The 8986-nt window shown below is 51.4% G+C and carries 10 protein-coding genes; 3 read left to right on the top strand and 7 right to left on the bottom strand.

The window, feature by feature from the left end; genetic code table 11:
- The 7 genes from rplC to rpsG all read right to left on the bottom strand — a co-directional run.
- The coding region (gene rplC / locus VLA04_03485) for a 50S ribosomal protein L3 (GenBank protein ID HSI20739.1) at positions 1–288 on the bottom strand (288 nt) is incomplete at its 3' end.
- Positions 289–341: 53 nt separating this feature from the next.
- Complete coding sequence (gene rpsJ, locus VLA04_03480; protein HSI20738.1) at positions 342–659, bottom strand: 30S ribosomal protein S10; 318 nt, start codon at positions 657–659, stop codon at positions 342–344.
- Positions 660–736: 77 nt separating this feature from the next.
- Entirely contained in the window at positions 737–1915 is a 1179-nt protein-coding gene (gene tuf / locus VLA04_03475; protein ID HSI20737.1) for an elongation factor Tu, read from the bottom strand.
- 153 nt (positions 1916–2068) lie between these two features.
- Positions 2069–2953 (bottom strand): D-alanine--D-alanine ligase, encoded by an 885-nt coding sequence (locus tag VLA04_03470; GenBank protein HSI20736.1) that lies wholly within the window; start codon positions 2951–2953, stop codon positions 2069–2071.
- Complete coding sequence (locus VLA04_03465; GenBank protein HSI20735.1) at positions 2950–3642, bottom strand: JAB domain-containing protein; 693 nt, start codon at positions 3640–3642, stop codon at positions 2950–2952. The genes VLA04_03470 and VLA04_03465 overlap by 4 nt, the downstream gene beginning before the upstream one ends.
- Before the next feature lie 257 nt (positions 3643–3899).
- On the bottom strand, positions 3900–6008 hold the full coding sequence (gene fusA, locus VLA04_03460) for an elongation factor G (GenBank protein ID HSI20734.1): 2109 nt from the start codon (positions 6006–6008) through the stop codon (positions 3900–3902).
- A gap of 254 nt (positions 6009–6262) precedes the next feature.
- Positions 6263–6745, bottom strand: a complete 483-nt coding sequence (rpsG, locus tag VLA04_03455) for a 30S ribosomal protein S7 (GenBank protein HSI20733.1) — start codon at positions 6743–6745, stop codon at positions 6263–6265.
- A 132-nt stretch (positions 6746–6877) separates the two neighbouring features.
- Between rpsG and VLA04_03450 the strand changes: the two genes are divergently transcribed.
- From VLA04_03450 to VLA04_03440, 3 genes are all read left to right on the top strand, one after another.
- Positions 6878–7507 (top strand): hypothetical protein, encoded by a 630-nt coding sequence (locus VLA04_03450; protein ID HSI20732.1) that lies wholly within the window; start codon positions 6878–6880, stop codon positions 7505–7507.
- Positions 7508–7565: 58 nt separating this feature from the next.
- A complete protein-coding gene (locus VLA04_03445) occupies positions 7566–7880 on the top strand; it encodes a hypothetical protein (GenBank protein ID HSI20731.1) in 315 nt (104 codons plus the stop codon).
- A gap of 750 nt (positions 7881–8630) precedes the next feature.
- A partial coding sequence (locus VLA04_03440; protein ID HSI20730.1) for a hypothetical protein occupies positions 8631–8986 on the top strand: 356 nt, incomplete at its 3' end.

Here is an 8986-nt window from a genome sequence, read left to right as displayed (position 1 = left end):
GGTGGCGTCGAGAACCTGGCCTACCTGAAAATCATCAGGGTTAAGCGTGCGGAACTCCCGAAGGTGCTGAGGGGTAGCCTCAAGACCTTTGGTGTGGCCAACCTGTGGCTTGTTTGGATGGCGTTTTGTGCCAAAGCCAATCTGAACGGAGGCATATCCGTCCTTCTCAACGGTTTTCCGCTGAGTGACGACACAAGGACCAGCAAGGATAGCCGTCACCGGAACGGTGCGACCTGCCTCGTCAAAGACCCGCGTCATGCCTAGTTTTGTTCCTAAAAGAGCTGACATAGTTTTCCTCCGAACATGGGTTTACCCCAGAGGTTCTGCTGGATACTGAATAATTACATCTTGATCTCGATGTCGACACCTGCCGGCAAATCGAGATTCATCAGTGAATCAATGGTGGTTGAGGATGGCTCAACAACATCGATCAAGCGCTTGTGAATACGCATTTCAAACTGTTCGCGTGAGTCCTTGTCGACGTGAGGACTACGAAGGACAGTGGTCACCTTCCGATCGCTTGGAAGCGGGATTGGACCAACTACCTTGGCGCCAGTACGCTCTGCAGTTTCAATGATATGCTTTGCGGACTTATCGATAATACGATAATCGTATGCCTTGAGGCGGATGCGGATTTTTTGCTTTGCGACTTCGGCCATCTCTATTCTGCTGTTGAGCTGTTTACCATTCTTGAGACAGGAATCCCGCCCGAAGGCGGGACAACCTATACCAAGAATTACTTGATAATTTTGGTTACTACACCGGAACCTACGGTTCGGCCACCCTCACGGATAGCGAAGCGCATGTTGTCTTCCATAGCTACTGGAACGATAAGACTTACGGTGAACTTAATAGTGTCACCAGGCATTACCATTTCAACGCCAGCTGGAAGCTCTACAGCGCCGGTTACGTCTGTGGTACGGACGTAGAACTGTGGCTTATAACCCTTAAAGAATGGAGTGTGGCGACCACCTTCATCCTTGGTAAGAACGTATACCTCAGCTTCGAAGTCTGTGTGAGGGGTAATGGAACCGCTCTTGGCGATAACCTGACCACGCTCGATGTCTTCACGCTCTACACCACGGAGGAGGAGACCAACGTTGTCACCTGCCTGACCCTGGTCAAGCTGCTTCTTAAACATTTCTACACCGGTAACAGTCACCTTCTTGGTGGCCTTCATACCGACGATTTCAACTTCTTCACCTACCTTAACCATACCGCGTTCGATACGACCGGTAGCAACGGTACCGCGACCCTTGATGGAGAACACGTCTTCAACTGGCATAAGCAGTGGCTTATCCATTTCGCGTGTTGGCTCTGGAACGTAATCGTCAAGAGCTTGTACAAGTTCAATAATTGCTTCTTCGTACTTGGCGTCGCCTTCAAGAGCCTTAAGGGCGGAACCCTTAATAACTGGGGCGTTGTCACCATCAAAGTTGTACTTGGAAAGGAGGTCACGAACCTCAACCTCTACGAGGTCAACAAGGTCAGGATCAGCCATGTCCAGCTTATTCAAGAAGACTACGATGTGCTTAACACCAACCTGGTTTGCAAGAAGGATGTGCTCACGAGTCTGTGGCATTGGACCATCAGCGGCAGATACTACCAAGATGGCAGCGTCCATCTGGGCGGCACCAGTAATCATGTTCTTTACGTAGTCAGCGTGACCTGGACAGTCAACGTGAGCGTAGTGACGCTTGTCTGACTCGTATTCACGGTGAGAGGTAGCAATGGTAATACCGCGCGCCTTTTCTTCAGGTGCGTTATCGATATCGGCATAGCTGCTGGCCTTGGCAAGGCCCTTTTTCGCCAAAACAGTTGTGATAGCGGCGGTAAGAGTAGTCTTACCGTGGTCTACGTGGCCAATGGTGCCTACGTTGACGTGTGGCTTATTGCGCTGAAAGACTTCTGCCATGAGGTCGGGTCTAGGTATTGAATAAGATAGATAGCAATCAAATGCTGCCGGTGAATGCCGGCAGTGATGTACAGAAACGACTATATCTGATTTCCAGGTGTGGTGTCAACACTTTAGCCAGTCTCAGGCACGTGACTTGGTTGGGCGGCCGTTTTATTGGATGGCCAGGTCCTTTTTTGGGTCTGCCGCGTGGAGGAGAAGATCTGAAATAAAGCCCTCAAACGGGATTCCCGCTGCCTCCAGCTCCTTATTGATGAGGGAGGTGGGAGTCATCCCCGGGACGGTGTTTATTTCCAAGAAATAGGGCCTACCATCCCTGACTATCCAATCGATTCTGGCGTACTGCGATACCCCGAGTGCCTTATATACCTGCACAGAAAGCTGACCTAGCGCGCCTTCCAGTTCCTGAGGAATATCTGCCGGACACACTTCGACCGCCCCACCGCTCTCATATTTGGCCTGGTAATCAAAGAATTCACCCGGATAGGTAATCTCTATTGCAGGAAGAGCACGTGCGGCACCGCCATCGTCTATAACTGCCACGCTAAACTCCCTCCCCGTAATCATCTCTTCAATGAGGTAGTTATCAGGCACTTCGGGGAAAGCTTCAGCACTCCTGACAACGGATACACCTACGCTGGAACCATCGGCATTGGGTTTGAGGACTACGGGAAGGTTGCCCAGGGCTTCTTCACGGCAGAATTGGCGCGGCACTGCTATGCCAAGCTGGGCTACAACTTCTTTTGTCCTATGCTTGTCGAAGGCCAACTCAGAAACGGCAGCTGAGGAGCCGGTATACGATACCCCCTTCCCTTCCAGGATTCGCTGTAGCTGGCCATCCTCTGCAAATGTCCCATGCATGGCTATGAATGCCACCTCTGGTTGGATGGCAGAAAGTTGGGCCTGCCAATCCTTTTCCTTCAGGTCAATGACCGTATACGGCCTGTTGAGGCTCTCTAGGGTCTGGGTGACTACGGTGCACGTAGCTAAGGATGCTTCCCTCTCTGAGAAGTCTCCCCCTGTCAGTACTGCAATCATGCCTGTGGACGTAAAGCGCTTGCGTACCCACCCTTAGCCACAATGACGTGGTCAAGCATTTCTAGGTTGATAAGCGCCGTTGCCTGCTGAAGCTTTTGTGTGAAAGCAATATCTTCAGGGCTTGGGGTTGGATCTCCCGAGGGATGGTTATGCACCAGCACAAAGGAGCTAATTTTCCTCTCCAGGGAAGGCTGTACGATGGCCGCAATATCTGCGCCAATACCTGCCGCATGGCCAATGGCGATAGTCTGCTGCAGGGCCAACTGGTAGTTTTTATTCACCAGTAGGACCACCAAGTGCTCTTCCAGCTGGTTCACCAGCGGTTGGCATAGAGCGTATACATCTTCAATACTCCTTATGAGGGGTACCGAACCCACGGGTGGCGCATAGAGAAATTGGCCAGCCCTAAGTACCGAGATAAGCTGTTTAGCGGTAGTTTTATCTAACTTAAAGAGCTGCATGGTGCTCTCGGTCGTTGCGAGCATCTTGAATGCACTGGGCCCATACTTACGCGCGCCGGCAGCAATTTGCGGATGATCTGGAAAAGCAGCCTCTAACAGAGTGGCGAGCTCCTCCTTGTCCTGAGGGATGGGATCAGGAATAACATACGGGTCAACTGGTGCATCCCGAATGGTGTACCCGGCTTTGCGAGCAATAGAATAATAGGCTGGCACCGTTGATGTAGTCATAGCTAAACTCTAGAGAATCCTCCCCTAAAACACAACGCAGGCAGTACGGGATTGATCAGGTTGTCCAAGCCGGACAAGCAAGCTTAAGGTTAGAAAAAGACCCCCGCGTGGAGGTCTTTTCTCAGGCCAAAATAATCTCATCTCTCCGATAGCACATCTCCGATTCGTAAAAAGAGTTCCATCTTTTGCGGGCGACATCAGCCGGAGCTGCATTATTGCAGCGAGGATGGAGAGTCGTCCCGCAAAAGTATGCGAAACTACTTTATTTTTCCTTCAATAATCTGCTGCTGAACATTCGCAGGAACATCAGCATAGTGCGAAAGCACCATGGTGTAGAATCCGCGGCCCTGGCTAGAAGAGCGAAGGGTTGTAGCGTATCCAAACATGTTGGCCAATGGGACTTGGGCATCAATAACCTTAATGCCACCAATGCGGTCCGTAGTGCCCATAATCTGGCCACGGCGGCCGTTAATGTCACCCATAACATCACCAAAGTAGTCTTCAGGGACAAGGACTTCTACCTTCATGATAGGTTCCATAATGGCAGGGTTTGCAGCCTTCACACCTGCTTGCGCAGCCATGGAACCTGCAATCTTAAAGGCCATTTCGGAAGAGTCTACGTCGTGGAACGAGCCATCCTTCAGGGTAACCTTAACGTCCAGAACAGGGTATCCAGCAAGGACACCGCGCTCAAGGGCTTCACGGATACCTTCTTCAGAAGGCTTGATGAATTCCTTAGGAATTGTTCCACCAACAATCTTGTTCTCGAAGACAAAGCCGGCACCACGCTCACCTGGTTCCATATCGATGACCACGTGACCAAACTGACCACGCCCACCAGACTGGCGGACAAACTTGCCTTCCACGCCTTTGACGGCATTGCGGATGGCTTCTTTAAAGGCAACCTGTGGCTGACCAACGTTAGCCTCAACTTTAAACTCGCGACGCATACGGTCAACGATAATATCCAAGTGAAGCTCACCCATACCGGCAATGAGGGTCTGGCCAGTTTCCTGGTTAGTGCTGATCCGGAAGGTTGGGTCTTCTTCAGCCAGGCGAGAAAGGGCAACGCCCATCTTTTCCTGGTCGGCTTTAGTCTTAGGTTCAATGGACTGTTGGATAACAGGCTCGGCAAAGTTGATGTTCTCGAGGAGAATTGGCTTAGAACCATCGGAAAGGGTGTCACCTGTGCGGGTGGTCTTAAGGCCAATGGCAGCAGCAATTTCACCAGCAAATACCTGGTCCACATCTTCACGGCTGTTCGCGTGGAGGCGGACGATACGTCCAATGCGTTCCTGCTCGTTGCGAGTAGTGTTCTGAACGTAGGAACCAGCCTTCAACTGACCTGAGTAGACGCGGAAGAAAGTAAGCTTCCCTACGAATGGGTCGGTAGCAATCTTAAAAGCAAGAGCGGCAAATGGCTCGTTGTCATCTGCTTTACGCTCCAAAGGCTCCTCGGACTTAGGGTCAGTACCCTTTACCGGAGGGATATCCAACGGAGAAGGTAGGTACTCTACAACGGCGTCCAACATGGACTGCACACCCTTGTTCTTAAGGGCAGAGCCTACAAGTACAGGGATAAGAGTACGGTTAAGGGTACCTTTGCGGATACCAGTACGCATCTCTTCAATAGAAAGTTCTTCACCTGCGAAAAACTTCTCCATAAGGGCATCGTCCTGTTCGGCAATCTTTTCAATGAGCTTCAAGCGCCATTCGTCGTACTCAGCCTTGTGGCTCTCAGGTACTTCAACGTCTTCAAATACCTTGCCCATGTCATCTTTGAACATGCGGGCGGTACCAGTAACAAGGTCGATGATACCGGTAAAGTCTGCTTCAGCCCCAATAGGGAGTTGAATTGGTACTGCGTTTGGAGTCAGACGGGTCAAAATGGACTGATAGGCCTTCATGAAGTCGGCACCCATACGGTCCAGCTTGTTGATGAAACAGATGCGAGGCACGCCGTAGTCATCAGCCTGGCGCCATACGGTCTCAGACTGTGGCTCTACACCAGCTACGCCATCGAATACCACAACACCACCGTCCAGTACGCGCAAAGAGCGCTGTACTTCTACGGTAAAGTCTACGTGACCCGGGGTGTCGATGATGTTCAAACGGTGGGTGTCCTTGCCTGGGCGGGTAGACGGGGTCCAAAAAGCGGTAGTAGCGGCGGCAGTAATAGTAATACCACGCTCCTGCTCTTGCTCCATCCAGTCCATGGTTGCGGCACCTTCGTGCACTTCACCAATCTTGTGGGTCTTACCAGTGTAAAACAGGATACGCTCAGAAACGGTGGTCTTACCCGCGTCAATGTGGGCAATAATACCGATGTTACGTACTTTCTCTAACGGATATTCACGTGCGGCCATAAAAATTTACTTAGTTCCCTCTTTAGTAAGTGAATCCTGGTCCTTCTTAATCTTGCGAACTACATTTAAGAGCTCACCGTGCGCGCCAGCAAAAGTGCCTAAGAGTATGTAAAATACTGGCGAGATTTTTGTGAAATCCCAGTTATACCGATACGCAAGTGCACAAATGTAAATTACGAGAACCAGACAAACAAGGTTGTTCATCTTTCGACGGTGCGAGATATGAGAAAGAAGAGATTCCATGAGAATGCCGTTTAGCGGCTGTTGCGTGCGAAGTGAGCAAAGGCACGGTTTGCCTCGGCCATACGGTGGGTCTCATCCTTCTTACGGACGGCAGCACCTTCGTTGTTGTAAGCAGCAATAAGCTCTGCAGATAGTTTCTGAGCCATTGGCTTACCCTTGGCGCCGCGGGCAGATGTCAGCATCCAGCGGAGTGCAAGCATAAGACGGCGTGGGCGAGGCACTTCGATAGGAACCTGAAGGTTGGCACCACCGACACGGCGGCCGCGGACTTCTACTACGGGGGTAACATTCTTGAGAGCAGTCTCAAGAACCGTAAGTGCGTCGGTTTCAAGCTTGGCTGCAGCTTCTTCAAGCGCCGTGTAGACGATCTTGGTAGCTACAGTCTTCTTACCGTTCTGCATTACGTAGTTGATAAGCTTGGTTACGGTTACAGAACCGTATTTTGCATCCGGCTCAAGCTCGTGCCGGTTAATGTGGCGTGTTCCTCGGGACATAGAAAAAAGCTCCTGGGTTATAGAGTCGTGCGAACTTCCCCGGAGTAAGGGTACTGCACGAATAAATTAGGTACATAGGGACTATACCAGATTGACAGAACTGCGTAAAGGTGCTAGAGTTCGCCCAAAGAAATGAAAAAATTTACCTTCACAACCCTTACCGAGCAGACTTGGAATAGAAACCCCGGCGATCACGGTATCCCCAACTACCTGTTGTATATCCGTGACTTCCCAAGTCCCCCTACGGAAGATGAGATGCTTCGCGCACTTTGGCTAGAAAGAAACCAAGCCAAGCTCCTTAGGTTAGGGGTTGCGCAAATCCTTCTCACCTTGATCATTGGCTCTGTAGCTGCGTATTGGTTTCACTCAACTGCCCCAGCTCTCTTTCTTGTGATCCTGGCCGTGATCTGCTCAATGTTCCTGGCCCGTCGCCTAATCCAGCCAGTTCGTGAGAAGCGGCGTGATTTAACCTGGGAAGCACTCCGGGAAACCGGCTCTACTCCTGCGCTATTAAATCTAATTACAGCGATAGACGGCTCTGTAGAGGCCAACCCAGAATGCTTAGTGGCCCAGCGTCGCGTCGACCCCTGGCAGGTGGCTGAAGACTTATGGATAAAAATGAACATGGCAGCCAACCTGTATGACAGTGGCCCAGATCAGGTTGCGTCTTCATTTCCTGCTGCGCTAGAGGCTGCTCGGAAAGAGCAATTTGCCTTTGATAGCGCGCTGGAGGAGGCAAAGGCTCTCCATCTTACATCATGATGCGTTTGGAAAGTGACCTGATAGCTCTGGAACTTATGTTCAAAAGACATCCCCGTGGATGTCTTTTTTTAATCTCTACCTGATTGACAAGTCGGCAAGATTGTACTATCCTCACACCGGATTTGTGACCACTATGCTTAAGGTTATCTCGGCAATCTCCCTCGCCCTAGCAGCAGCCGCTTGCGGCACGTTTATCTGGCAGGCCCTCGCCTTCCTAACCCCCCTCAAGGGTCCACAGGGCTCGCTCCAGGCTGATCCCAGCAATGTCCTGTTTACCTCGTTCTGCGTCGCTTTCCTCTGTACGATGTTCGGAGCACTCCTCTGGTCATACAAACCTCCGAATCCCAATGAGGAATACGATGTCATGGACTAACCATCGAAGGCCCGCTCCTGCTAGCGGGCCTTTTTCTATGCCATGTACTGATTGACAAACCGGGCATTCTGTGCTCTGATTCCGCCTAACAATATGATGTTAATCGCGATCGCACTCGCCCTTGCAGGCTGCCTCCTCGTTCGCCATGAGCAGCGGCTGAGGGCAAAGCCCTTTTATGCCAGCGCCTGCCGGGGAGCAATCACCCCACCCATCGAGCTCCGGCTCCTGGGCTATGTACTCCTCGGTCTTGCACTGCTCAGTCTGATGTCCGCTTTCGTCAACTGGACTCCCTACTCGTAGGGAGTCCCTTTTTTATGTCTTTACTTCATTGACATATTAACGTTTTCATGCTACTATCTCCGCACATTGAAGAACTTACCACCGGCAGAGATTTTTTACTTCACCATCATTGGCACATTGTTCTGCGCATTGGGCGCCGCGTGCATCGGGATCGCAGCCCTCGGACTGGAAGCCCTCTCGCCTACATCACCTTTCTACTGCATCATTGGGGGTTATATCCTCCACGGCTGCCACAAACGCAACAGGGAGATATACCCTAGCGAGCCGACTCAGGAGTCTACGAAGTCTCACCCAACGGGGTGAGGCTTTTTCTTTATGCAAAAAAGACCTTCAAAAGAGGTCTTTTTCTCAAGACTCGAGCCTACTCCGTTCCATGCCTGTCATTGACACCCCAACCAGAGACTGGTAAATGCATTAAGCTAGTCATATCGACTTGTGAGGTTCTTTAACATGGCAATTGCACTTTCCTCCCCGCCCCTGGCTCCGGCTGCGAAACGTAAGGATCGCTCCCCCGCTCGGTGGGGAATTGCCTTGGACAGCTCGGAGCCACTTATCGTTGACTTCAGCAAACCAGGCGCCGGCAAGCATAGCACCGAAATCCCCGATGGCCTTGCTGAGGCTGTGGAAAGCCACCTGCGTGAACTGGAGTTCACCGGTACTTGGCGCCTGCAGACACGGTCTGTTCGTGTGCACGGCAGTAGCAGGCATCTCACGGGAGATGTCCGCGCTATCGAGATCACTTCTTACAACACCATCCATCTCATCGTCCAGCCTGGCGACGCCAAATCGCGCCGCCGCTGTGACCT

The sequence above is a fragment of the Verrucomicrobiia bacterium genome, from assembly GCA_035460805.1.
Classification (GTDB): domain Bacteria; phylum Patescibacteriota; class UBA1384; order CAILIB01; family CAILIB01; genus DATHWI01.
This window is presented reverse-complemented; position numbering and strand designations above follow the sequence as displayed.

Bases quoted from the DNA above. Each gene is read 5' to 3' on its own strand.
- rpsJ (HSI20738.1), bottom strand. From the start codon at position 659: ATGGCCGAAGTCGCAAAGCAAAAAATCCGCATCCGCCTCAAGGCATAC.
- tuf (HSI20737.1), bottom strand. From the start codon at position 1,915: ATGGCAGAAGTCTTTCAGCGCAATAAGCCACACGTCAACGTAGGCACC.
- VLA04_03470 (HSI20736.1), bottom strand. From the start codon at position 2,953: ATGATTGCAGTACTGACAGGGGGAGACTTCTCAGAGAGGGAAGCATCC.
- VLA04_03465 (HSI20735.1), bottom strand. From the start codon at position 3,642: ATGACTACATCAACGGTGCCAGCCTATTATTCTATTGCTCGCAAAGCC.
- fusA (HSI20734.1), bottom strand. From the start codon at position 6,008: ATGGCCGCACGTGAATATCCGTTAGAGAAAGTACGTAACATCGGTATT.
- rpsG (HSI20733.1), bottom strand. From the start codon at position 6,745: ATGTCCCGAGGAACACGCCACATTAACCGGCACGAGCTTGAGCCGGAT.
- VLA04_03450 (HSI20732.1), top strand. From the start codon at position 6,878: ATGAAAAAATTTACCTTCACAACCCTTACCGAGCAGACTTGGAATAGA.
- VLA04_03445 (HSI20731.1), top strand. From the start codon at position 7,566: ATGTCTTTTTTTAATCTCTACCTGATTGACAAGTCGGCAAGATTGTAC.